Source organism: Cupriavidus sp. 09_S30 (genome assembly GCF_056930435.1).
The window spans coordinates 161,318-183,808 of the sequence record NZ_JBXOWI010000001.1 but is presented as its reverse complement, the minus strand read 5'-3'; the positions used below and the strand labels follow the sequence as shown (position 1 = coordinate 183,808).

The window sequence follows — 22,491 nt, the reverse complement described above, 5'->3', positions numbered from 1 at the left end:
CAGGAACAGGACAGGAGAGACGGCCATGCTGCTGATGATCGACAACTACGATTCCTTCACCTACAACCTGGTGCAGTACTTCGGCGAACTCGGTGCCGACGTGCGCACCTACCGCAACGACGAGATCACGCTGGAGGAGATCGAGGCGCTCAAGCCCGACCATATCTGCGTGTCGCCCGGCCCGTGCAGCCCCAAAGAGGCCGGCATCTCGGTGAAAGCGCTGCAGCACTTCGCCGGCAAGGTGCCGCTGCTGGGCGTGTGCCTGGGCCACCAGGCCATCGGCGAAGCCTTCGGCGGCAAGGTGATCCGCGCCAAGCAGGTCATGCACGGCAAGGTCAGCACCATCGAGACGACCCAGCAGGGTGTGTTCGCCGGGCTGCCCAAGCATTTCGACGTGACGCGCTATCATTCGCTGGCGATCGAGCGCGAGACCCTGCCCGACTGCCTGGAAGTGACGGCGTGGACGCCGGACGGCGAGATCATGGGCGTGCGCCACAAGACCCTGGCGGTCGAGGGCGTGCAGTTCCATCCCGAGTCCATCCTGTCCGAGCACGGGCATGCGCTGCTGGCAAACTTCCTCAAGGTCACCTCGCCCGAGGTGCCACGATGAAGCTGACCGACCCCACGGCCGGCGCCGGCCCGCTCGCGCTTAGTGAATCCGCCCAACATCCGATCGAGAGCCCCATGTCCATCACCCCGCAGGAAGCGCTGACGCGCTGCATCGAACACCGCGAGATCTTCCACGACGAGATGCTGCACCTGATGCGGCAGATCATGCAGGGACAGATCTCGCCGGTGATGGCCGCCGCCATCCTGACCGGGCTGCGCGTCAAGAAGGAGACCATCGGCGAGATTTCCGCCGCGGCCCAGGTGATGCGCGAATTCGCCAACAAGGTGCCGCTGCCGGTGGACGTGGCGCGCGGCAATTTCGTCGACATCGTCGGCACCGGCGGCGACGGCTCGCACACCTTCAACATCTCCACCGCGTCGATGTTCGTCGCGGCGGCGGCCGGCGCGCGCATCGCCAAGCACGGCAACCGCGGCGTCAGCTCCAAGTCGGGCAGCGCCGACGTGCTGGAAGCGCTCGGCGTCAACATCATGCTGACGCCGGAGCAGGTCGGCGAGTGCATCGAGCAGACCGGCATCGGCTTCATGTTCGCCCCCACCCACCACCCGGCCATGAAGAACGTGGCGCCGATCCGCAAGGAAATGGGCGTGCGTACCATCTTCAACATCCTCGGCCCGCTGACCAACCCGGCCGGCGCGCCCAACATCCTGATGGGCGTGTTCCACCCCGACCTGGTCGGCATCCAGGTGCGCGTGATGCAGCGCCTGGGCGCCGAGCATGCGCTGGTGGTGTACGGCAAGGACGGCATGGACGAGGTCTCGCTGGGCGCCGCCACCATGGTCGGCGAGCTCAAGGACGGCGAGGTGCGCGAGTACGAGATCCACCCCGAGGACTTCGGCCTGCAGATGATCTCCAACCGCGGCCTGAAGGTGACCGATGCGGTGGAATCCAAGGAGATGCTGATCGAGGCGCTGAGCAACGTGCCCGGCACGCCGCGCGAGATCGTCTCGCTGAACGCCGGCACGGCGCTGTACGCGGCCAATGTCGCCAGCTCCATCCAGGACGGCATCGAACGCGCGCGCGAGGCCATCGCCAGCGGCGCGGCGCGCGGGAAGCTCGACCAGTTCGTGCGCACCACCCAGCAATTCAAGTAACGGTCTGTCTTCAGAGAGTGTGAATATGTCGGACATCCTGCAGAAGATCCTGGCCGTCAAGGCCGATGAAGTCGCGGCCGCGCGCAAGCAGCGCGACCTGCCCAGCCTGCGGGCCGAGGCCGAGAGCCTGCGCCACGAGCCCGGCCTGGCACCGCGCGGCTTCGAACGCGCGCTGCGCGCCAAGATTGGCGCCGGCCAGGCCGGCGTCATCGCCGAGGTCAAGAAGGCCTCGCCCTCCAAGGGCGTGCTGCGCGAGCATTTCGTCCCGGAGGCCATCGCCGAGAGCTATGCCGCCAACGGCGCGGCCTGCCTGTCGGTGCTGACCGATGTGAATTTCTTCCAAGGCCATGCCGACTACCTGAAGCGTGCGCGCGCCGCCTGCGAGCTGCCGGCCCTGCGCAAGGACTTCATGGTCGACCTGTACCAGGTCTATGAGGCGCGCACCTGGGGCGCCGACTGCATCCTGCTGATCGTGGCCGCGCTCGACCCCGGCCTGATGGCCGACCTGGAGGCCTGCGCCCACGAACTCGGCATGGACGTGCTGGTGGAAGTGCACGGCGACGACGAGCTGGAGCGCGCGCTGCGCCTGAAGACGCCGCTGCTGGGCATCAACAACCGCAACCTGCGCACCTTCGAGGTGTCGCTGGACAACACCATCGGCCTGCTGCCGCATATCCCGGACGAACGCCTCGTGGTGACCGAGTCCGGCATCCTCGGCCAGGCCGACGTGCAGCGCATGCGCGATGCGGACGTGCACGCCTTCCTCGTGGGCGAAGCCTTCATGCGCGCCAAGGACCCCGGCGCCGAGCTGGCGCGGCTGTTCGCCTGAGCGCCGGCACATGGCACAGGAAATCGAACTCAAGCTGGCGGTGCCTGACGGCGCACTGGATGCGCTGGCCGCCTGGCTGGATGCGCACGCCGAGCCGCGCGGCGCATCGTTGCTGCGCAACGTCTATCTCGACACGCCCGCGCGCGAACTGGCAGGCGCACGCGCCGCGCTGCGCCTGCGCAGCAAGGGCGAGCGCTGGCTGCAGACCCTGAAGACCGCAGGCCACAGCGCCGGCGGCCTGGCCAGCCGCCTGGAGTGGGAAACCGAAGTCGCCGGCGAAGCCCTCGAACCGGCGCGGCTGCCGCCCGAAGCCCAGGCCCTGCTGGCGCCCTTGGCGGGGCGTCTGGCACCGGTCTTCCGCACCGACTTCACCCGCCGCACCTGGCTGGTACGCCAGGACGGCGCCGAGATCGAGGCCGCACTGGACGTGGGCACCATCAGCGCGCCCGGCGCCAGCGGCACCGAGCACATCCAGGAACTGGAACTGGAATTCCTCTCGGGCGATGCGGCCGGGGCGGAAGCCCCGCTGCGCGCGCTGGCCGCGCGCCTGCAGGCCGTGGCGGCACTGACGCCGTTCGATCTCAGCAAGGCCGCGCGCGGCTACCGGCTCGCCGGCACCGTGCAGGACGAGGCGCCCTGACGGCGCCCTGACGCCGCCGGCCCTGCCGACAAGGCACGCGCCGGCGCGCCGCCCGACGACCCATATTCAAGCCAAACCCCGATGCAATCCGACCTCTTCGCCACGGCGGCGCCCGCCCTCCAGCCCGCCGCGGCGCTTCAGGCCCAGGCCGACGCCTTGCCCGCGGCCTGGCGCAAACTGCTAGCGCCCTGCCTGGACACCACCGGCTGGCGGGACCTGACTGCCTTCGTCGACGGCGAGCATGCCGCCGGCAAGCCAGTCTTCCCGCGCGACGTCTTCCACGCACTGCACCTGACGCCGCCCGAGACAGTCAAGGTGGTCATCCTCGGCCAGGACCCGTATCACGGCGTCGAGACCGTGGCCGGCACCGAGGTGCCGCAGGCCCACGGCCTCGCCTTCTCCGTGCCCGACGGCGTGCGCGTGCCGCCCAGCCTGCGCAATATCTTCAAGGAGATCGCCGCGGAATATGGCGAGGCCGCCGGCGCCAAGAAGGCATCGGGCAACCTGGAAGGCTGGGCGCGCCAGGGCGTGCTGCTGCTCAACACGGTGCTGACCGTCGAGCAGGGCCGCGCCGCCAGCCACGCCAAGCGAGGCTGGGAAGCGGTGACCGACTGCCTGATCCAGGCCCTGGCCGCCAGCCAGCCCGGGCTGGTGTTCCTGCTCTGGGGCAGCCATGCCCAGGCCAAGAAGCCGCTGCTGGGCGACCACCACTGCGTGCTGGAGGCGCCGCACCCGTCGCCGCTATCGGCGCACCGCGGCTTTCTCGGCTGCGGGCATTTCCGCCGGGCCAATGACTGGCTGGCCGAGCGGGGCCTGAGTCAGGTCGACTGGCGCGCACACTAATGGCTGGTCACTAGTCACTAGTCACGAGACCGGGCCGGTGCCACGCGCCGGCCAGCCCGCTCACACGGTGGGCCGCCAGATAAAGCCCTGGAACTCGCCTTCCGACAAGGCAACCTCCAGCCCGGCAACCTGAGCCGCCGGTGGACCCACGCGCATCCACTCGCACAGCGCCTCCAGCTGCGCGGGGCTGCCGCGCGCCATCACCTCGACCGAGCCGTCGCTGCGGTTGCGCACCCACCCGCGCAGCGCCAGTTCGCTGGCCTGCGCCGCGCAAGCGGCACGGTAGCCGACGCCCTGTACGCGGCCACGCGCCACGATATGCCACGTTTCCATCGTCACGCTTTCTCCTTGCGCCATTGGCGGCGTCCTAGGCCTTCGTCTGCATTCGCCTATTGTTCGTTATTGGGCGGCGGCAGTGCCACCGCCCACTGTTGCGGCGGCGAGACGCTGCCCGCTGAAACGGCGCCGACATGCACACACGGTAAACTAGGCGGCCATCCCAAGCGTTACCAAGAAGGGCATTGCACCAGGCGTGACTTGCGCGGCACTCGTCCGCTGAATCATTGAAATGGGAGGTGAAGGACATGTCATGCGGGAATCAGCGCTAGGCGCAAAGCGCAGCAATAGCACGGCTATTGCGAGCATTTGCAACGACGCGATGAACCCGCATGGCATGGCAGGCACCGACCGATTTCAGTGATTCAGTGGGCTAGGTGGCCACGATGGACCACCACGAGTCGCCTGCATGCCACGCAGCACCTGTCGGCGCCACCCGCGCCGGCAGTCCAAGGCCGGTACCCGCCGGCCCCGATCCGTCTTTCACTATGATGCAGCCCGTCCAATCCGCCGATAGCGACCAGGCCAAGCCGGCCCCCTCATTCGGCTATGTCAGCCAATTGCTGACGGCGCCGCCGAACCGATTCGACCTCGCCCTGCTGCCCATCATCCTGGCGGTGATCGTGCTGGTGGCCTTCGCCGCCAAGCAGATGAACGTGCCCTACCAGCCCGGCGAGCCGCTGGACCTGCACCTGGAGATCGGCTACCTGCCCTACTACCTGATGCGCACCAGCATCCGCATGCTGGCCGCCCTGGGCGCCTCGCTGCTGTTCTCCTTCACCTTCGCCGCCATCGCCTCCAAGAGCCGCACCGCGGAGAAGGTCATGGTGCCGGCGCTCGACATCCTGCAGTCCATCCCGGTGCTGGGCTTCCTGTCGATCACCGTGACCGGCTTTATCGCGCTGTTCCCCGGCAGCCTGGTCGGCGTGGAGTGCGCGGCGATCTTCGCCATCTTCACCTCGCAGGCCTGGAACATGGCCTTCAGCCTGTACCAGTCTTTCCGCACCATCCCGAGCGACCTGATCGAGGCAGCGGCGATGTTCCGGCTCTCCGCCTGGCAGCGCTTCTGGCGGCTGGAAGTGCCCTACGCCATGCCGGGGCTCCTGTGGAACATGATGATGTCGATGTCGGGCGGCTGGTTCTTCGTGGTCGCCTCCGAAGCCATCTCCGTGTCGGGCAACGACATCAAGCTGCCGGGCATCGGCTCCTATATCTCGCTGGCGATCCAGCAGCAGAACCTGCCGGCCATCGGCTGGGCCATCCTCGCCATGCTGATCGGCATCCTGCTGTATGACCAGCTGCTGTTCCGCCCGCTGATCGCCTGGGCCGACCGCTTCCGCTTCGAGACGCTGGCCCAGGAGAAAGAGCCGCAGTCCTGGCTGCTCGACCTGCTGCGCCGCTCGGAATGGGTCCGCGTGCTGCTGTCGTGGACCGCCGGGCTGGCCGAGCGCACGCTGTCCTGGGGCGCCCGGCGCGGCATGCTGGCGCCCGCCTCGGCCGGCACTGACGGCCGCCGCCAGTGGGTCGAGCGCGCCTGGAACCTGCTGATCATCCTGGCGGCCGCGCTGGCCCTTTACCGCATCCTGCACTTCGTGCGCTCCGAAGTGGGCTGGGCCGAGTTCGGCCACGTGCTGTGGCTGGGCACGCTGACCATGGTGCGCGTGATCGTGCTGATCGCGCTGGCCGCGCTGGTCTGGGTGCCGATCGGCATCCGCATCGGCCTGAATCCGTCGGTGGCGCGCGTGGCCCAGCCGGTGGCGCAGTTCCTGGCCGCCTTCCCGGCCAACCTGATGTTCCCGCTGGTGGTGGTGGTGATTGCACGCCTCGGCCTGAATCCGGAGATCTGGCTCAGTCCGCTGATGATCTTCGGCACGCAGTGGTACATCCTCTTCAATGTGGTGGCCGGCGCTTCCGGCATCCCCACCGAACTGCGGCTGGCGGCGCGCAACTTCGGCCTGCGCGGCTGGCTGATGTGGAAGCGCTTCCTGATCCCCGCGGTCTTCCCCAGCCTGCTGACCGGGCTGGTGACCGCCGCCGGCGGTTCGTGGAACGCCAGCATCGTGTCGGAATACGTGACCTGGGGCGACCATACCCTGGTGGCCACCGGCCTGGGCAGCTATATCGCCGAAATGACGTCCAAGGGCGACTTCCCGCGCATTGCACTGGGCATCTGCGTGATGGCCGTGTTCGTGGTTGGCTTCAACCGCCTGCTGTGGAATCGCCTGTATCAACTGGCGCAGGAGCGCACCCGTCTATGACGATCGAACGAAAGGACGCCATGTCCAGCAGCACCGTACAAGCAGCGCCCGCCGTGATCGAACTGCGCGGCGTATCGAAGATCTTCCGCACCGCCGACCATACCGACCGCGCGGTGCTCGAGGGCTTGGACATCACCCTGCGCCAGGGCGAGATCGTCGCCATGCTGGGCAAGTCCGGCTCCGGCAAGTCCACCCTGCTGCGCATCATGGCCGGCCTGGTCGGCACCGACCGCGGCGAGGTGCGCTTCCGCGGCGAGCGCCTGAACGGCACCGCCGAGGGCATCGCCATGGTGTTCCAGTCCTTCGCGCTGTTCCCCTGGCTCACCGTGCAGCAGAACGTGGAGCTGGGCCTGGAGGCACAGGGCGTGGCCCGGGACGAGCGCGCCCGGCGCGCCGAAGCGGCGATCGACATGATCGGCCTGTCCGGCTTCAACAGCGCGCTGCCGCGCGAGCTGTCGGGCGGCATGCGCCAGCGCGTGGGCATCGCCCGCGCCATGGTGACCGAGCCCGACCTGCTGCTGATGGACGAGGCCTTCTCCGCCCTCGACGTGCTGACCGGCGAGACACTGCGCGACGAAATGCTCGACCTGTGGGAGGACGGCCGCACCAATATCAAGTGCATCCTGATCGTCTCCCACAACATCGAAGAGGCGGTGATGATGGCGGACCGCATCGTCATCCTGTCGAGCGACCCCGGCCGCATCCGCGCCGAGGTGCGCGTGCCCTTCCCGCGCCCGCGCAACCGCGACTCGGCCCAGGTGCGCGCGCTGATCGACGAGGTGTATGCGCTGATGACCTCGCCCGCCGCACTGGGACCGCGCGTGCCCGCGCTGGCGGCGGCCACGCAGATCGGCTACCGGCTGCCGGATGCCGACATCAGCCAGATGGAGGCCATCCTCGACCTGCTGTGCGAGTCGCCCTTCTTCGGCCGCGCCGACCTGCCCCACCTCGCCGACGAAGCGGGCCTGACCGACGACGAGCTGCTGCCCGCCTGCGAGGCGCTGCAGCTGGTCCAGCTCGCCACCATCGAGCGCGGCGACATCATCGCCACGCCGCTGGGACGCACCTACTACGAGACCGAGCCGCCCGAGCGCAAGGTGCTGTTCGGCAAGCAGTTGCTGGAGCATGTGGCGCTCGCCTCGCACATCCGCCGCGAGCTGGAAGAGGCCGTGGACGGGGAGATCCGCGAGGAACACGTGCTGCGCGAACTGGAGGACTACCTGAAGCCCGACGAAGCCGAGCGCGTGCTGACCATCGCCATCGAATGGGGCCGATATGGCGAAGTCTACGGGTACAGCTACAACAGCGGCATGCTGACGCTGCCGCACGAGGAACAGGCGGAAGGGGCGGCTGGTGGGGAGGCCTGACGGGTGTCAGCGCGGCTGACGGCTGACGGCTGGCGCGGAATGCCTTCGTGCTAGCGGAGGCCTGCCCTCTCCCCCGGCCCCTCTCCCGCAAGCGGGAGAGGGGAGCAAACCGGCGCGGCGCGAAGGCCAACGCGCGCCTGCCAAAGCCGACAGGATGCGCCAACGCCAATCGCCAAGCATAGTGTCTTGGCTCCCTCTCCCCTCACGGGGAGAGGGTTGGGGAGAGGGGTGGTCTAGCAAGGTGCCACAAGCAGCGAAGCCTTCGGTGTGATCCAGCACACCGACGCAAAGACGAAGCCGCTGGTGTGATCCACCCCGTCGCCGCCAGCTGCAGCCCTGCCGCCTCACTCCTCCAACCGCATTGCCCGCCCGATCGCCCCGGTCCGCAGCGCGATCTTGGCCGCGTCTTCGCGCAGTGCGCGCAGCCGGCGCTCCATCAGTGCATTGGCGCTGCGTCCGCTGGCGCTGGCCGCAGCCAGCTCGCCGGAGGCGGCGGCCTGGGCCAGCACGTCGGCGCGGCGGCGGTCGGCCGAGTCGGCCAGGCGCGCGCGGCGCGCGCTGGCCTCTTCCTCGCCGCCACCCGCCTCGGCCGCGGCCAGCGCCGTCGCCGGCATAGCGACGGTGGCACCGCCCGCCGGCGCCGCCGCTTCGGGCATGCCGGGTGGCGCAGCGCGCAGGAAGCCTGCCCCGCGCCCGCCCGCGCGCTCGCCGGCGGCCAGGCGCTCCTTGGCCAGATCCAGGCTGCGCACGGCGGCCTCGGTGGCCTGCTCGATGGCCGCCTCAGCGACCGGCAGGTCCAACTCCTGATAGTGCTGGCGCACCTGGATACGCACCGCGGCGACGTGGGCGGCCACCAGGTAGTTCTGCACGATGAAGCGGTTCAGGTTATCGACCGCGCGTTGCCGGCTCTTGGGCTCGTCCTGCATGCGCTGGAAGGCGGAGATCAGGGCCGAGAGGTTGTCCATGAACTGCTTGCGCTGCACGCGGTAGGCGAAATCGTCCTTGGCCCGGCGCAGCAGCAGGTCGCGGGTGGCAAGGATGTAGCGGCGGTTGGCCTGCAGCACGTTCTCCACCAGCTTCGGGATAGCCCGGTACTCCCAGCTCGGCAGCACGAAGCTGAACGCCGAGGCGATCACGCCGCCGATCACCGTGTCGATCAGCCGCTCGCCCGCCACCGTAGGGCTGGCCGGCAGCAACAGCTTGAACTGGATCAGCACCTGGACGCAGGCGGCGATCGCCGTGTAGCGGTACTTGATGGTGGAAAAGGCGGCGCTGGCCACCAGCGCGGCGAACAGCACGCCCAGCAGCACCAGCGGCTGCTGCACCACCTTCAGGATGCCGACTGAGATCACGCAGCCGATCAGCGTGCCGATCACGCGGTCGTTGTAGCGCTGCTTGGTCTGGCTGAAGTTGGGCTTCAGGATCACGATGATCGTCAGCAGGATCCAGTAGCTGTGCGAGGCATAGGGCACGTGGTCGGCCACCCATAGCCCGACGGCGACCGCCATCGTGATGCGCAAGGCATAGCGGAAGCCGGGCGAGCGCCAGCGCAGGTTGTCCAGCAACACGCCCAGCTCATACTTCTGCCGGGTCAGGAAAGGCGTCATGTCCGGTCCGGGCAGCACCTTGCTGGGCTCCACCGGGGTGCGCGAGGCCTCGTGCAGCTGCTCCACCAGCGCGATGGCGCCACGGATCATCTCAAGCGTGTCGGCCAGCGCCGTCATCGCCGCCGGCTTGATGTGGTGGTGGCGCAGCTGGGCGATCTCGCCCTCCACAGCCTGCAGCGAGGCGCGGTATTCCACGGTGGCATAGGAAGGCCTGCCACGCGTGATTTCATAGGCGATGCCGGCCAGGTCCGTGCTCATCAGCAGCACCAGGCGGCGCAGATGGTCCAGCACCGGGGTGCCGCCGAAGGTGTGCCGCAGCAGCGGATAGTCGGTATTGGTCGACAGCACGTATTCGTACAGGTCCAGCATGCGCAGGTGCACCTGCACCAGCAGCCCGTCATAGGGCGTGCGGTTGTCGCGCAATACCAGGTCGCGCGCGGCCTGCTGGCGCTCGGCCACCACGATCTGCTGGCGCACGAGCTGGCTGAAGCAGGCCTCGAAGTCGGTGCCGGCGTCGTAGAAATCGGCCTTCATCTCCAGGTAGGAGGCCATCTCGTAGAGCGACTCGGCCAGGATCTGCTGCTTGGTGCGCCGCGCCATGACCCAGTTCACGGGCATCGAATAGGCCATGTAGGCCAGCCCGCCCAGGCCGAAGAGGCCGGCATGCTCGAGCGCGCGGCGCACGACGAAATCCTCGTTGATCGTCAGCGTCATGACGAACAGGGCCGAGAACTGCAGCGGCAAGGTCTTGTTGCCGTACACCGTCATCATGCCCGCCAGGAAGGTGACCAGCACCAGCACGAAGGGCATCACGCGCGGGAAGGGCGTCGCCAGCGCCACCACCAGCGTCACGGCCGTGCAGAGCAGCACGCTGGCCAGCATCTCGTTGAACTTGTGGCTCAGCGGGCTGGGCAGGTCCATCAGGCTGGTGCACAGCGCGCCGATCGACACCACCATCGCGGTGGGCATATCGGTGAACTGCAGCGCGATCAGCGTGGCGCCGATCACCCCGGTGGCCGAGCGCAGGCCACGATAGACGTAGTGCGAATAGATGAAGGTCCGGGGGTCGTGCGCGTATTGCATAGGCATGCGTCAATCCGATCCGGGCAGCGCCCCGTCCAGGGACGCTACCGCCAAGCTGCCGGCACCGGGGGGCGCCGTGTCTCCTTTACTGGCCCAGCCAGCGTGCGCGTGCGGCCTGCTTGCCGCCCTCCACCGAGAGCCGGTACTGCGTAGCCGGCTCGCGCGCGAAGGTCAGCGGCAGCCGCACCAGTTCATCGCGGCGGAACACATGCAGTTCGGTCGCGTCGCCGGCACGGTAGCGCGCCAGCAGCTTGTCGAGCTGGCCCGGCGCGGCGCGCAGGCCGTCCACCGCCGCCAGCAGGTCGCCGGCCGACAGGCCGGCCGCCTGGCCCGCGCCACCATCCAGCACCTGGGTCACGCGGATCCAGCCGTCCTCGGTCTTGGTTTTGATGCCCAATGCCGCGCCCTGCTCCGGCTTCTCCGCCTTCACGCCCACGCCGATGGCCTTGAGCAGCGGCGCCAGCGGCAGGTCGGCGGTGCCTTCTGTGAGGCTGCGCAACAGCGCGCCCAGGCGCAGGCCGCTGATTTCGTCGAAAAGCGCATGGACCTCGGCTTCGGTCACGCCGCGCTGCAGCGCGCCGGGCGCGTAGAAGTCGCGGCCGTAGCGCTGCCACAGCGCGCGCATCACGTCATCGAGCGAGCGGCGCCCGCGCGTGCGCTGGCGGATGGTGAGGTCCAGCACCAGCGCCACCAGCGAACCCTTGGTGTAGTAGCTGACGATGGCATTGGGCGCGTTCTCGTCCTGGCGGTAGTACTTGGTCCAGGCGTCGAAGGAGCTTTCGGCCACGCTCTGCTTGGTGCGGCCGCTGCCGCGCAGCACGCCGTTCCAGGTCTTGGCCAGCATCTCCACGTACTGCGCCTCGGTCACGCGGCCCGAGCGCACCAGCATCAGGTCGTCGTAGTAGCTGGTGAAGCCCTCGAACAGCCACAGCAGCGGCGTGTAGCTCTCCTCGCGCAGCCGGTACGGCACGAAGGCCGCAGGCTTGATGCGCTTGACGTTCCAGGTGTGGAAATACTCGTGGCTGCACAGTCCCAGGAAGGTGCGGTAGCCCTCGGTGGCCTCCGCCTTGCCCAGCGCCGGCAGGTCCGCGCGCGCGCAGATCAGCGCGGTGCTGGCGCGATGCTCCAGGCCGCCGTAGCCATCGGTCGTGACCATCGTCATGAAGACATAGCGGCGGTTGCTGTCGAGGAAGGGGGCACGCTGCGTCTTCGGCTCGAACAGCCGGATCTGCGCCTCGCAGATGCGCTTGAGGTCGTGGCAGATCCGCTCCATGTCGAGTTGCGGCACGCGGCCCGTGAAGACCACGTCGTGCTGCGCACCGCAGGCCTTGAAACTGCCCAGCTCGAAGGTGCCCATCTCGACCGGGTGGTCGATCAGCTCGTCGTAGTCGGCGGCCTGGTAACGGCCGAAGCCGTAGCGCTTCGCGCCGGCGCGCCCGCCTGCCTCGCGCAGCGCGGTAGCCACGCGCCAGTCGCGATAGGCCTCGCCCTCGGGCGGGAAGATGTCGACCGCGCAGGGCCGCTCGGCCTGGCCGTCGACGCACAGGAAGACCGAGCTGCCATTGAAGAACGCATGGGTCTGGTCCAGGTGGGCGGCGCGTACCGACAGGTCCCAGGCATAGACCTCATAGCTGACCGTCAGCGGGCCGGCGGCGGCATCGACCGGCGCGGCCTGCCAGGTCTGCTTGTCCAGCTTGGTCAGCGCCACGGCACGGCCGCCGCTCTCGGCGCGGATGCGCACGATGTTGCGGGCGAACTCGCGGATCATGTAGCTGCCGGGAATCCAGGCTGGCAGGAAGAAGCGCTGGCCGGCGGGATCGGGGGCGTCGACCGTGATGGTCACGGCGAACAGGTGCGCTTCGGGCGCGAGCGGGGCGATGGCGTAGCGGATCGGCGTCATGAAGAGGATTGTAGCGCCGCGCGCCGGCGGGTCCGGCCCGCCGCGCGGCGACGCAGATGCAGATGCAGATGCAGATGCAGATGCAGATCAGATTGCGCGAATGGCGCGGGCCGGTGGCAAGGCCGCCGGCCCGAGGTGAACGGCGGGCGGCGCTCAGCCGTTGACGTCGACCACCACGCGGCCCCGCATGCCGCCCTCGACGATGCGACGGCCGGCGTCGATGGCCTCGCCCAGCCGGATCTCGCGCGTGATGGCGCGCAGGCGATCCGGCTCCAGGTCCTGCGCGAGCCGGGCCCAGGCGCGCTCGCGCAGTGCCATCGGTGCCATCACGCTATCCACGCCGGCCAGAGTCACGCCACGCAGGATGAAGGGCGCCACCGAGGCCGGGAAGTCCATGCCCTGCGCAAGCCCGCAGGCGGTGACCACGCCGCCGTAGCGCACCTGTGCGCACGCATTGACCAGGGTGTGCGAGCCGACGGCGTCGACCACCGCGGCCCAGCGCTCTTTCTGCAGCGGCTTGCCGGGCACGCCCAGCGCGGCACGGTCGATGACTTCGGCCGCGCCCAGGGCCTTCAGGAAGTCGGCCTCCGCAGCCTTGCCGGTCGAAGCCGTCACGCGGTAACCCAGGCGCGACAGGATGGCGATGGCGATCGTGCCCACGCCGCCGGAGGCGCCGGTAACCAGCACCTCGCCATCGCCCGGGCGCACCGGGCCGTTCATTCCGCCACGCTCCAGCGCCAGCACCGACAGCATCGCGGTGTAGCCCGCAGTGCCGATCGCCATGGCCTGGCGCGTGGTGAACGCATCGGGCAGGCGCACTAGCCAGTCGCCCTTCAGGCGCGCTTGCTGCGCCAGGCAACCCCAGTGCGTCTCGCCGACACCGTAGCCGTTCAGGATCACCTTGTCGCCCGCGCGCCAGCGCGGGTCGCCGGATTCGAGCACCGTGCCCGCGCCGTCGATGCCGGCCACCATCGGCCACTTGCGCACCACGGGCGAGCGCCCGGTGATGGCCAGGCCGTCCTTGTAGTTGATGGTGGAGTATTCGACGGCGACCAGCACGTCGCCATCGGCGGGCAATTGCGCCGCGTCCAGGTTGGCGATCTCGGCTTGGGTGGCGCCATCAGACTGCGTCAGCAGCAGGGCTCGGAAGGTCATGGTGTCTCCTGATGGGTCTGCAAGGAATGCGAGGCGCGGCCGGGCGATGCCCGTGCCGCGCGCTCCGGCCGGGACACCGCCGGCGCGAAAGCCTATTTCTTCATGCTGGCGAGCTTGCGCTCGAGCGTCGCGGCATCTGCCGCGCCGGGAATGCGGGTGCCGTCGGTGAAGAAGACGGCGGGCGTACCGTTGACGTTCAGGCTGTGGCCCAGCGTGAGGTTCTCTTCGACCGGCGTCTTGCAGCTACCGTTGCCGGTCAGCGCCACCTTGTTCAGCATCCAGTCGCGCCAGGCCTTGGCACGGTCGGCCGAGCACCAGACCTGCTTGGCCTTGACCTCGGAATCCGGGGACAACACCGGGAACAGGAAGGTATAGACGGTGATGTTGTCCATCTGCTGGAAGGTCTGCTCGATGCGCTTGCAGTAGCCGCAGTTCGGGTCCGAGAAGACCGCCATCTGGCGGCTGCCGTTGCCCTTGGTCCACTTGATGGCGCGCTCCAGCGGCAGGTCCGCCCATTTGATGCGATTGAGCTCGGCCATGCGCTCTTCGGTCAGGTTGGTACCAGTCTTGGTGTCGACCAGCTCGCCGTTGAGCACGTAGCGGCCGGTCGCATCGGTGTAGACCACCTGCCCGCCGATATTGACCTCGAACAGCCCGGGCACCGGTGTCTTGGTCACAGTGCGGACCTCGGCCCGGCTGCCCAGCGCCTTTTGCAGCGTTTCCTTGATGCGGTCGGTGCCCGGTTCGCCAGCGGCCATGGCGTGCAGGGCAAATCCGGCCGCGGCCAGGCCGCTGGCGATGGCGGCGGACCAATAGGGGCGGCGGCGCAGGAATGACAACATAAATCGACTCCAGTGAAGGGTATGGTCGGGGGACGTGCGGGTCCGGTGCCTCGGTCCGGTAATGAACTGGCTCGTCCGGCTCAGCCGAGCGCGCGCCCGATCAGAAAACGTTTAAGCAACGACTGGCCGCCCACCGCCCGCATGCCGGCATTGCGCACCGTGGCGGCCAAGCCGCCCGGCAGCGAGAACAGACGATGCAGGCCGTCGGTGGCCACGGTCAGCGACAACAGGTCGGTGGCGCGCGCGCGCTCGTAGCGGCGCAGCAGGCGCAGGTCGCCTTCGCCGCGGAAAGACTCTTTGTCGGCCATCACGCGGCCAAGTTCCACCACATCGCGCAGGCCCAGGTTCACGCCCTGGCCGGCGAGCGGGTGCACCACGTGGGCGGCATCGCCCACCAGCGCCACATGCGGCTGCACGAACTGCTCGGCATGCTGCAGCACCAGGGGGAAGCCCTGGGCCGGCGTCACGCAGCGCAGCGCGCCGTACTGCCGCCCGAGCGCGCCGCTGGCGGCCTCGGACACGGCGGCGCACAAGGCCTCGGGCTCCAGTGCCAGCAGTTCGCGCGCATGCGCCTCGTCGGCCGACCACACCATCGACAGATAGGGGCCGGGCAGCGGCAGCATGGCGAGGATCTCACCGTTGGCGGGCTCTTCGTCGGCCATGAGCTTGGGCACCGGACCGAGGAACCATTGCCGGGCGGTCTCGTGATGCGGGCGCTCGCAGTGGAAATTGGCCACCACGCCGAGCTGGCGGTAACGCCGCGTGCTGACCGGGATGTGGCATTGCGTGCGCAGCCATGAGCGCGCGCCGTCGGCGCCCACCACGCAGCCTGCACGCAGCTTGGTGCCGCTGGCCAGCGTCAGGGCCGCGCCCTGGCCGTCGCTCTCGTCGCGGTCGAAGGCGGTGGCGCTGTCGTCGAACCAGTGCAGCTGGGGCTGGAAGCGCAGCGCGGTGTCCAGTACGCGCTCAACGTGCTCGGACTCGATGATCCAGGCCAGTTGCGAGAGCGACGCGGCGTAGGCGGAGAAATGCAGGTCGCCCGCGTCGCTGCCGCCGGCGCGCGCCGCGCTGGCATCGCCGAACACGCGCATGTCGCGCACGGGCTGCACCCGTGCCGGGTCCAGCGCTTCCCATACACGCAGGCGCTCGAACAGGGCCTGGGAACTCGCGGAGAAGGCATAGACGCGGCTGCCCCACTCGCCCTCGCGCGGCGCTGCCGCGGCGCCGGGCGGACGCGGCGCCACCAGCGCCACGTGCATGCCCTGCTGGGCCAGCAACAGGGCGCAGGACTTACCGACAATGCCGCCACCGACGACGGCGATCTGGAAACGGGACGAGGTGGGCCGCGCAGGCGCGTGGGATCGGGTCATGGCTCGATTATAGCGACCCTGGTGGACGGGCTGGCGCGCCAAAGTGGCGCAGCGTGCCCAGGTTGCCGTGCGCCGGAAGCGCCTCGGCAGGGCCGTGATGGCTCGCTTGCGCACAGACGGCGCGGCTGAGGTGGCGCAGCCTGCGGCGGTCGGCACAGGCGCCGCCAGCCGCGCGGCCAAGGGGACCCGGAGATGATCCACGCTTGCAGAATCGCCGCCTGCGCCGCCGCGGCGCTTGCGATGACGGTGGCCGCCGGAGCGCCGGCCCAGGACGGCAGAGACCTGGGCGTGTTCCGCGTCACACTGCTGGGGACCGGCGCGCCGGAGCCGTCGGCGGCCCGCTTCGGCCCCAGCACGCTGATTGAAGCCGGCAACCGCAAGATCCTGATCGATGCCGGGCGCGGCGCCACCATGCGGCTCGGCCAGCTGCACATCCCGCTGGGACAGATCGACCTCCTGCTGCTCACCCACTTCCACTCGGACCACACCGTCGGCATCCCCGACCTGTGGCTGACCGGGTGGCTGCCGCCGCCCTTCGGCCAGCGCAAGACCCCCTTTCGCGTGATCGGGCCGACCGGCACCGCCGAGCTGATGGCGAACCTGGAACGCGCCTACGCCGCCGACATCCGGATCCGGATGGCCGATCAGAAGCTCACCCGCGCAGGGCTCGACACCCGGGTGGAGGAATTCACGCGGGACGGCGTCGTCTATGAGGAGAACGGCGTGCGCATCACCGCCTTCGCGGTCGACCACGGCGCGGCAGTCAAGCCCGCCTTCGGCTACCGCATCGACTATGCGGGCCACGCCGTCCTGATCTCGGGCGACACGCGGCGCAATGAGAACGTGGTGAAGTACGGCACCGGCACCGATCTGCTCGTGCACGAGGTCTTCGCAGCCAAGCCCGAGCTGGCCGACGACCCGGCGCTCCAGGCGATCGCGGCGCACCACACCACGCCGCAGGAAGCCGGCACGGTATTCGCGCGCGCCCACCCCAGGCTGGCCGTGTATACGCATCTGTCGCTGCACGGGACGCCGGCGGTCCCGCGCGTGAACACGGAAGAGATCGTCGCGCAGACCCGGGCAAGCTACGGCGGCCCCTTGGTGGTGGGAGAGGACCTCATGGCCTTCGACATCGGCGCAGACGGTGTGGCCATCTATCGGCGCGGAGCCCCATAGCGGCACCATTGGCCGTGCCCCGGCCGCCATCTCACGGCCTGGCCTGGCGGGCCGCCCTGCCGTCCACCCTGCCCGCCACACAACACTGTGGCCGCTTTGCCCGCCGCGCTGCCGATGCGCGCGCCCGATAGGGTTACAATTGCCGTTTTCCGTGACAGGGCTCGCACGGCATCGTTGCGCCACGGCCCCGATGTGATGTCTTTGCCCTGTCCCGCCGCGCTCCACGGATGCGCCCCGGGCCGCGCCTGCCGCCGCCCGGCCGGCTTTGGAACGCGTCACGCAACCTCTTGATCTAGAAGACGAATCCCATGAGCCTCAAATGCGGCATCGTCGGCCTGCCCAATGTCGGCAAGTCCACGCTGTTCAATGCCCTGACCAAGGCCGGCATCGCCGCCGAAAACTATCCGTTCTGCACCATCGAGCCCAATGTGGGCGTGGTGGAAGTGCCGGATCCGAGGCTCGTCAAGCTGTCTGAGATCGTCAAGCCCGAGCGCATCCTGCCGGCCGTGGTCGAATTCGTCGATATCGCCGGCCTGGTGGCGGGCGCCTCCAAGGGTGAAGGCCTGGGCAACCAGTTCCTGGCCAATATCCGCGAAACCGACGCCATCACCCACGTGGTGCGCTGCTTCGAGGACGAGAACGTCATTCACGTCGCCGGCAAGGTCGATCCGCTGTCCGACATCGAGGTCATCAACACCGAACTGGCGCTGGCCGACCTGGCCACCGTCGAAAAGGCCCTGGCCCGCTACATCAAGCCCGCGCGCGCCGGCGACAAGGAAGCCCTGCGCCTGGTGGCCGTGCTGGAAAAGGCCCAGTCCGTGCTGGACCAGGCCAAGGCCGTGCGCACGCTGGACCTGGCGCCTGAGGAATGGGACGCGCTGCGCCCCTTCTGCCTGATCACCGCCAAGCCGACCATGTACGTGGCCAACGTGCGCGAGGACGGCTTCGAGAACAACCCGCACCTGGACGCCGTGCGCGCGCACGCCGAGCAGACCAATTCGCCGGTGGTGGCTGTGTGCGCCGCCATCGAAGCCGAGATCGCCGACCTGGACGATGCCGACAAGGCCGAGTTCCTGGCCGACCTGGGCATGGAAGAACCGGGCTTGGACCGCGTGATCCGCGCCGGCTTCAAGCTGCTGGGCCTGCAGACCTACTTCACCGCGGGCGTCAAGGAAGTGCGCGCCTGGACCATCCACGTGGGCGACACCGCGCCGAAGGCCGCCGGCGTCATCCACACCGACTTCGAACGCGGCTTCATCCGCGCGCAGACCATTGCCTACGAGGACTTCATCACCTTCAAGGGTGAGCAAGGTGCCAAGGAAGCCGGCAAGATGCGCGCCGAAGGCAAGGAATACGTCGTGCGCGATGGCGACGTGTTGAACTTCCTGTTCAACGTGTGATTCACGTCTGACGCCTCCTGCGCCTCCCGCGCAGATGCAGAAAGCCCGGCCGAGCGCCGGGCTTTTTCGTTTCCGGCGCGGCGCACTGGACGGGCTGGAGCGGGTGGCCGCCGCAGGACGAGGCCGCAGCGCCACCCGTTACCGGGCCGGCCGCGACCTCAGCGGCCGCTCGCCGAGCCCTGCGTGCCGGCCCTGGCCACCGTCTGCGCCGGCGCGTCGCCGCTGTCAGGGGCCATCAGCCGCAGGGCGCTGGCCACGCTCGCGACGCCGGCAAAGCCCGCGCCCAGCGCCAGGGCCAGCGTGGGACCGTGGCGCCCGGCGATGCCGAAGCTGGCCGCCACCAGCGCCGCACCCGTGGCCTGGCCGAGCAGCCGCGCCGTAGCGATCACGCCGCTGGCGCCACCGCTGCGTTCGCGCGGCGCGCTCGACATCAGGGCCTTCAGGTTGGGTGACTGGAAGAAGCCGAAGCCCGCGCCGCAGATGGCCATGCGGATGCCGATGTCGAATGCCGTCGGCGCGGCTGGCAGCATGGCCAGCGAGGCCATACCCACGGCCAGGATCGCCAACCCGATGCCGCCCAGCAGGCCAGGCGCATGGCGGTCGGAGAGGCGCCCCGCGATCGGCGCCATCAGCGCCACCACCAGCGACCAAGGCGTCATCAGGAAGCCGGTTTCCACCTGGCTGCGGCCCAGCACCGTCTGGAAGTAGAACGGCAGCGACACGAAGGCCAGCCCTTGTGCGGCGAAGGAGCAGACGGCGGTGACGGTGGACAGCGCGAACAGCGGACGGCGGAACAGGTCGACAGGCAGCATCGGCGCGGGATGTCCGCGCTCCCGGCGCAGCAGCAGGACGAAGGCCACCAGGAACACGCCGAGCGCCGCCAGCGACCATTGCAGCGGCGCGCGCTGCGAGCCCTCGCCCAGCGCGAAGATCAGCGCGGCGAAGGTGACCACGTTCAAGCCAGCCGCCACGCGATCGAAGCCATGCCCGCTGCGCGGCGTCTGCGGCAGCGAGGACCAGGCGATGGACAGCGCCAGCAAGCCGATCGGCAGGTTCACCGCGAACAGCCAGGGCCAGGTGCCGAAGGAAAGGATCACGGAGGCCACGGTCGGCCCCAGCGCGAAGGACATGCCCACCACCAGCGCGTTCAGTCCCACGCCGCGCCCGAGCCGGTGCATGGGGTAGATGGCGCTGATCAGCGCCGTGTTGACGCTCATGATGGCGCTCGCGCCGATGCCCTGCAGCACGCGCGCGGCTGCCAGCGAAGGCAGCGACCAGGCCAGCGCGCACACCAGCGAGGAAATCAGGAACAGCACCACGCCGCCCAGGTAGATGCGGCGGTGGCCGAGGATGCCGCCCAGTGCCGCGAAAGGCAGCAGCGTGGACACCATGGCGAGCTGATAGGCATTGATGACCCAGACCGACGCCGCTGGCGTGGCGCGCAGGTCGGCGGCGATGGAGGGCAACGCGGTGTTGGCGATGGCCGTGTCGAGTGTCGCCAGCGCCACGGCGATCATGATGGCGGCCATGCCGCGGCGCTCGCGCGCGTTCAGCGGGCGATCCGCCGGACGGGGCGCGGGCTGGGTGTCGGGGGTATTCGGCATCTTGTCCTGCCTGCTGCCTGCGGCGCGCACCCTTGGCGGGCTGGCCGGTGGAGCAGTATCGCCGTCTGGCGGTGGTTGCTGTTTGTCTGACGTCAGACGACAAGATAAGGGAAAACGCGGAAGTCTGCAGGACGCTGAGCGTGGAGTGCCGACCCGGCGCTCAGGCCGAACCGCCGGTCTCGGTGGCGGCATTGGCGGCCTCGGCCGCCGCCTCCTCCTCGCGCCACTTCCGCCTGGCGTGCACCATGCGCTGCAGCGCCAGCCGGGCCATCTTGGTCCAGCCCGAGGGACGCGGGTCGGCCAGCATGCTCAGTGCGCGCGCGTAGTCCAGCGTCAGGCCTGGTGTCCAGGCCATCGTCGCGGCGCGCTTGCGGAGCTGGGCCGCCACCCACAGTTCGGGCGTGGTCAGCACGCGCAGCAGCGGCTTCCAGCCGCCCAGCCGGCCCCAGACGCGCGCCGAAGCACCCTCGAGCGCGGCCTCCAGCGCGCGCGCCACGCTGCTCGAGCAATTGCGGTGCGTCAGGTTGTAGGTGGTGTCCTGCCGGTAGGTCTCCCAGAAGCGGCGCAGCCGCTCGGGATCGTAATTACGGATGCGCACCTGCATGGTGGAAGGACACCAGGCGCGCGATTCGGTGACGTAGTCGGGCTGGAACAGGCCGGGCACGTCGTTCTCGCGGGTGGCGCGCAGCAGCCGTGCGAAGTCGTCGGGCGAGCGGTCGATCTCGACGCCCGGGTAAAGGCTCACATAGATGCCCTCGGGCGACTCCAGCGCGGCATGACCGGTGGAGATCACGCCGTTGCGGTCGACCGCGGCGATGTAGCGGTCGATGATGGGCTGGCGCCGCGCTTTCGCCTTGGACGAGCCCACCGGCGTCCAGACATGGACGGTCAGCGCCGGCTCGTCCGCTGCGGGCGGGCCGTCCCAGGTCGAGACACCGGACTGGATCTGCCTGGCCGCCGGCGTCATGCTCGCGGCCTGCGCGGCCGCATCGCGCGACACGGCGGGGTTGGCCGCCAGCCGGCGCACGCGGGTGGCCAGCACCAGCATGTTCCAGCCGCCGAAGATCAGGCCCAGCCCCAGGCAGTAGGGCACGGTGCCGACGTAATGCGTGGGATAGGGCTGGAAGAAGAAGATGGCCAGCAGGATCTCGACCACGCCGCCCGCCATCGCCAGGCGCCAGGTGCGGTAGCGCACCACGCGCGCGGAAACCACCTGCAGCAGGCCGTCGGCCAGGAACAGCGTGCCGAAGATCATCGACAGCACGAAGTTGCCATGGCGATGGCCGGCGAGGATCAGCATCGCGGCAAAGCAGAACGCGATTCCCTTGACGTAGCGCAGCGTGCGCTGCCCGCCCATGCCGGTCCATGCCACGGAGAGCGTGGCCATGCCCTCCAGCAGCAGCAGCCAGGCAAAGGGCTGGATGGGGAAGTAGAGGGCATTGTCCAGCGCGTCGATGACCACCACCACGCCGAGCGTGATGCTGACGGCGCCCGCCACCCCCAATGCGCGCCAGCGCGTGCGCAGGTAGTCGACGCCAAGCAGGATCATCATCAAGCGCACCATCGGCAGTCTCCACGGCTGTTCGTGGGCGAGGCCGGACCCATGCCCACCGGAATGACAGCATGGGTGCAGCATGACGCACCCGAAAGCGATTTCGCCATGATAGCGGCCATCGGCGCCGCCGGCATCCCCCGGATGGATTGGCGCGGCAGCGGCTTGCCGCCACCGCCCCGGTGTCGTCGCCGATCCATCTCTCAGGACACCAAGCGGAGCGTCCTGTGCGACTGATCGGACGCGCAGCTTGGAGCCTTTCTTGACTTCACGTGGCTGGCAATTAATATTTTTCCAGTCGGAGACTCCATTCCCTGCCCGGGCCAATCGGCGGCGCGGGGAACACCATCCATGGTGCTCAGTGCGATGTACCCCCGTTGTCGCCATGCCATCGCGGCCAGCATCGTCACAGCCGTCGCGGCGACAGCATTGCCGCTCCAGGCCCAGCCGCGCGGGCATGACGAGGAACACGGACACCCGCCCCCCTCCCGGCATGAGAACCACCACGGCGATGATCGCGGCGATCGCCACGGTGACCGCGGGGACGAGGGCGATTCCAGCGGTTATGGGTGCCTTGCTGGGTGCCTTCGCGGGGGCCGCCCTCGCCGGCGCCATGCGGGCGCCGCCGGCCGTGGTCTATCCGAGCGCGCCGCCGCCACCGCCGCCGCCTGCCGCGCCCTACTACCCGGGCTATCCGCCAGGCTATTGATGGCCTGATCCAACCCTTGTGAATGACTGGCGAATGCCTTGCCCCAGCGGACGCCCGCGCCTTTCAGCGATGGCGCGGCGCCGCCCTCTCCCGACCAC

General features: G+C 69.2%; 18 protein-coding genes. 10 read left to right on the top strand and 8 right to left on the bottom strand.

The features are described from left to right. Positions 1–25: 25 nt before the first annotated feature. The 5 genes from AC1Z3O_RS00960 to AC1Z3O_RS00940 all read left to right on the top strand — a co-directional run bounded on the left by AC1Z3O_RS00960 (position 26) and on the right by AC1Z3O_RS00940 (position 4,034). Positions 26–610 (top strand): aminodeoxychorismate/anthranilate synthase component II, encoded by a 585-nt coding sequence (locus AC1Z3O_RS00960; protein WP_483512836.1) that lies wholly within the window; start codon positions 26–28, stop codon positions 608–610. 74 nt (positions 611–684) lie between these two features. Further along, positions 685–1,722 (top strand): anthranilate phosphoribosyltransferase, encoded by a 1,038-nt coding sequence (gene trpD / locus AC1Z3O_RS00955; protein ID WP_483512835.1) that lies wholly within the window; start codon positions 685–687, stop codon positions 1,720–1,722. Positions 1,723–1,747: 25 nt separating this feature from the next. Next, a complete protein-coding gene (gene trpC / locus AC1Z3O_RS00950) occupies positions 1,748–2,551 on the top strand; it encodes an indole-3-glycerol phosphate synthase TrpC (protein ID WP_483512834.1) in 804 nt (267 codons plus the stop codon). A gap of 10 nt (positions 2,552–2,561) precedes the next feature. Next, the gene (locus AC1Z3O_RS00945) at positions 2,562–3,191 is read left to right on the top strand and encodes a CYTH domain-containing protein (RefSeq protein WP_483512833.1); all 630 of its coding nucleotides are present in this window, start codon (positions 2,562–2,564) and stop codon (positions 3,189–3,191) included. Between the two features lie 81 nt (positions 3,192–3,272). Further along, positions 3,273–4,034, top strand: coding sequence for a uracil-DNA glycosylase (locus AC1Z3O_RS00940; protein ID WP_483512832.1), 762 nt, complete (start codon positions 3,273–3,275; stop codon positions 4,032–4,034). Between the two features lie 60 nt (positions 4,035–4,094). On the opposite strand, the gene AC1Z3O_RS00935 is transcribed toward AC1Z3O_RS00940, so the two are convergent. Then, positions 4,095–4,367 carry an acylphosphatase gene (locus AC1Z3O_RS00935; protein WP_483517484.1) on the bottom strand — a complete coding sequence of 91 codons (273 nt, stop codon included), beginning with the start codon at positions 4,365–4,367 and terminating at the stop codon, positions 4,095–4,097. Between the two features lie 491 nt (positions 4,368–4,858). Here AC1Z3O_RS00935 and AC1Z3O_RS00930 point away from each other — a divergent pair, with 491 nt between their 5' ends. Further along, positions 4,859–6,628, top strand: coding sequence for an ABC transporter permease (locus AC1Z3O_RS00930; RefSeq protein WP_483512831.1), 1,770 nt, complete (start codon positions 4,859–4,861; stop codon positions 6,626–6,628). Then, the gene (locus AC1Z3O_RS00925) at positions 6,625–7,995 is read left to right on the top strand and encodes an ABC transporter ATP-binding protein (protein WP_483512830.1); all 1,371 of its coding nucleotides are present in this window, start codon (positions 6,625–6,627) and stop codon (positions 7,993–7,995) included. The genes AC1Z3O_RS00930 and AC1Z3O_RS00925 overlap by 4 nt, the downstream gene beginning before the upstream one ends. Positions 7,996–8,339: 344 nt before the next feature. Here AC1Z3O_RS00925 and AC1Z3O_RS00920 read toward each other — a convergent pair whose 3' ends face one another. The 5 genes from AC1Z3O_RS00920 to AC1Z3O_RS00900 form a co-directional block, all read right to left on the bottom strand. Continuing rightward, entirely contained in the window at positions 8,340–10,685 is a 2,346-nt protein-coding gene (locus tag AC1Z3O_RS00920; RefSeq protein WP_483517483.1) for an FUSC family protein, read from the bottom strand. Positions 10,686–10,770: 85 nt separating this feature from the next. After that, a complete protein-coding gene (locus AC1Z3O_RS00915; RefSeq protein WP_483512829.1) occupies positions 10,771–12,585 on the bottom strand; it encodes a M61 family metallopeptidase in 1,815 nt (604 codons plus the stop codon). 153 nt (positions 12,586–12,738) lie between these two features. Further along, positions 12,739–13,740, bottom strand: a complete 1,002-nt coding sequence (acuI, locus tag AC1Z3O_RS00910; protein WP_483512828.1) for an acrylyl-CoA reductase (NADPH) — start codon at positions 13,738–13,740, stop codon at positions 12,739–12,741. Positions 13,741–13,832: 92 nt separating this feature from the next. Beyond that, on the bottom strand, positions 13,833–14,582 hold the full coding sequence (locus AC1Z3O_RS00905) for a DsbC family protein (RefSeq protein WP_483512827.1): 750 nt from the start codon (positions 14,580–14,582) through the stop codon (positions 13,833–13,835). 80 nt (positions 14,583–14,662) lie between these two features. After that, positions 14,663–15,952 carry a UbiH/UbiF family hydroxylase gene (locus AC1Z3O_RS00900; protein WP_483512826.1) on the bottom strand — a complete coding sequence of 430 codons (1,290 nt, stop codon included), beginning with the start codon at positions 15,950–15,952 and terminating at the stop codon, positions 14,663–14,665. Positions 15,953–16,144: 192 nt separating this feature from the next. Here AC1Z3O_RS00900 and AC1Z3O_RS00895 point away from each other — a divergent pair, with 192 nt between their 5' ends. Both AC1Z3O_RS00895 and ychF read left to right on the top strand, forming a co-directional pair. Continuing rightward, complete coding sequence (locus AC1Z3O_RS00895) at positions 16,145–17,128, top strand: MBL fold metallo-hydrolase (RefSeq protein ID WP_483512825.1); 984 nt, start codon at positions 16,145–16,147, stop codon at positions 17,126–17,128. 308 nt (positions 17,129–17,436) lie between these two features. Then, the gene (gene ychF / locus AC1Z3O_RS00890) at positions 17,437–18,528 is read left to right on the top strand and encodes a redox-regulated ATPase YchF (protein WP_483512824.1); all 1,092 of its coding nucleotides are present in this window, start codon (positions 17,437–17,439) and stop codon (positions 18,526–18,528) included. A 158-nt stretch (positions 18,529–18,686) separates the two neighbouring features. Here the strand turns inward: ychF and AC1Z3O_RS00885 are convergent, their stop codons facing one another. Together AC1Z3O_RS00885 and AC1Z3O_RS00880 are read right to left on the bottom strand one after the other, a co-directional pair. After that, positions 18,687–20,132 (bottom strand): MFS transporter, encoded by a 1,446-nt coding sequence (locus tag AC1Z3O_RS00885; protein ID WP_483512823.1) that lies wholly within the window; start codon positions 20,130–20,132, stop codon positions 18,687–18,689. Between the two features lie 160 nt (positions 20,133–20,292). Continuing rightward, the gene (locus AC1Z3O_RS00880; protein ID WP_483512822.1) at positions 20,293–21,696 is read right to left on the bottom strand and encodes an HdeD family acid-resistance protein; all 1,404 of its coding nucleotides are present in this window, start codon (positions 21,694–21,696) and stop codon (positions 20,293–20,295) included. 445 nt (positions 21,697–22,141) lie between these two features. Here AC1Z3O_RS00880 and AC1Z3O_RS00875 point away from each other — a divergent pair, with 445 nt between their 5' ends. After that, positions 22,142–22,393 carry a hypothetical protein gene (locus AC1Z3O_RS00875; RefSeq protein ID WP_483512821.1) on the top strand — a complete coding sequence of 84 codons (252 nt, stop codon included), beginning with the start codon at positions 22,142–22,144 and terminating at the stop codon, positions 22,391–22,393. Positions 22,394–22,491 lie beyond the last annotated feature (98 nt).

Coding starts and splice junctions, on each gene's coding strand:
- AC1Z3O_RS00960 (WP_483512836.1), top strand. CDS start 26: ATGCTGCTGATGATCGACAACTACGATTCCTTCACCTACAACCTGGTG.
- trpD (WP_483512835.1), top strand. CDS start 685: ATGTCCATCACCCCGCAGGAAGCGCTGACGCGCTGCATCGAACACCGC.
- trpC (WP_483512834.1), top strand. CDS start 1,748: ATGTCGGACATCCTGCAGAAGATCCTGGCCGTCAAGGCCGATGAAGTC.
- AC1Z3O_RS00945 (WP_483512833.1), top strand. CDS start 2,562: ATGGCACAGGAAATCGAACTCAAGCTGGCGGTGCCTGACGGCGCACTG.
- AC1Z3O_RS00940 (WP_483512832.1), top strand. CDS start 3,273: ATGCAATCCGACCTCTTCGCCACGGCGGCGCCCGCCCTCCAGCCCGCC.
- AC1Z3O_RS00935 (WP_483517484.1), bottom strand. CDS start 4,367: ATGGAAACGTGGCATATCGTGGCGCGTGGCCGCGTACAGGGCGTCGGC.
- AC1Z3O_RS00930 (WP_483512831.1), top strand. CDS start 4,859: ATGATGCAGCCCGTCCAATCCGCCGATAGCGACCAGGCCAAGCCGGCC.
- AC1Z3O_RS00925 (WP_483512830.1), top strand. CDS start 6,625: ATGACGATCGAACGAAAGGACGCCATGTCCAGCAGCACCGTACAAGCA.
- AC1Z3O_RS00920 (WP_483517483.1), bottom strand. CDS start 10,685: ATGCAATACGCGCACGACCCCCGGACCTTCATCTATTCGCACTACGTC.
- AC1Z3O_RS00915 (WP_483512829.1), bottom strand. CDS start 12,585: ATGACGCCGATCCGCTACGCCATCGCCCCGCTCGCGCCCGAAGCGCAC.
- acuI (WP_483512828.1), bottom strand. CDS start 13,740: ATGACCTTCCGAGCCCTGCTGCTGACGCAGTCTGATGGCGCCACCCAA.
- AC1Z3O_RS00905 (WP_483512827.1), bottom strand. CDS start 14,582: ATGTTGTCATTCCTGCGCCGCCGCCCCTATTGGTCCGCCGCCATCGCC.
- AC1Z3O_RS00900 (WP_483512826.1), bottom strand. CDS start 15,952: ATGACCCGATCCCACGCGCCTGCGCGGCCCACCTCGTCCCGTTTCCAG.
- AC1Z3O_RS00895 (WP_483512825.1), top strand. CDS start 16,145: ATGATCCACGCTTGCAGAATCGCCGCCTGCGCCGCCGCGGCGCTTGCG.
- ychF (WP_483512824.1), top strand. CDS start 17,437: ATGAGCCTCAAATGCGGCATCGTCGGCCTGCCCAATGTCGGCAAGTCC.
- AC1Z3O_RS00885 (WP_483512823.1), bottom strand. CDS start 20,132: ATGCCGAATACCCCCGACACCCAGCCCGCGCCCCGTCCGGCGGATCGC.
- AC1Z3O_RS00880 (WP_483512822.1), bottom strand. CDS start 21,696: ATGGTGCGCTTGATGATGATCCTGCTTGGCGTCGACTACCTGCGCACG.
- AC1Z3O_RS00875 (WP_483512821.1), top strand. CDS start 22,142: ATGACGAGGAACACGGACACCCGCCCCCCTCCCGGCATGAGAACCACC.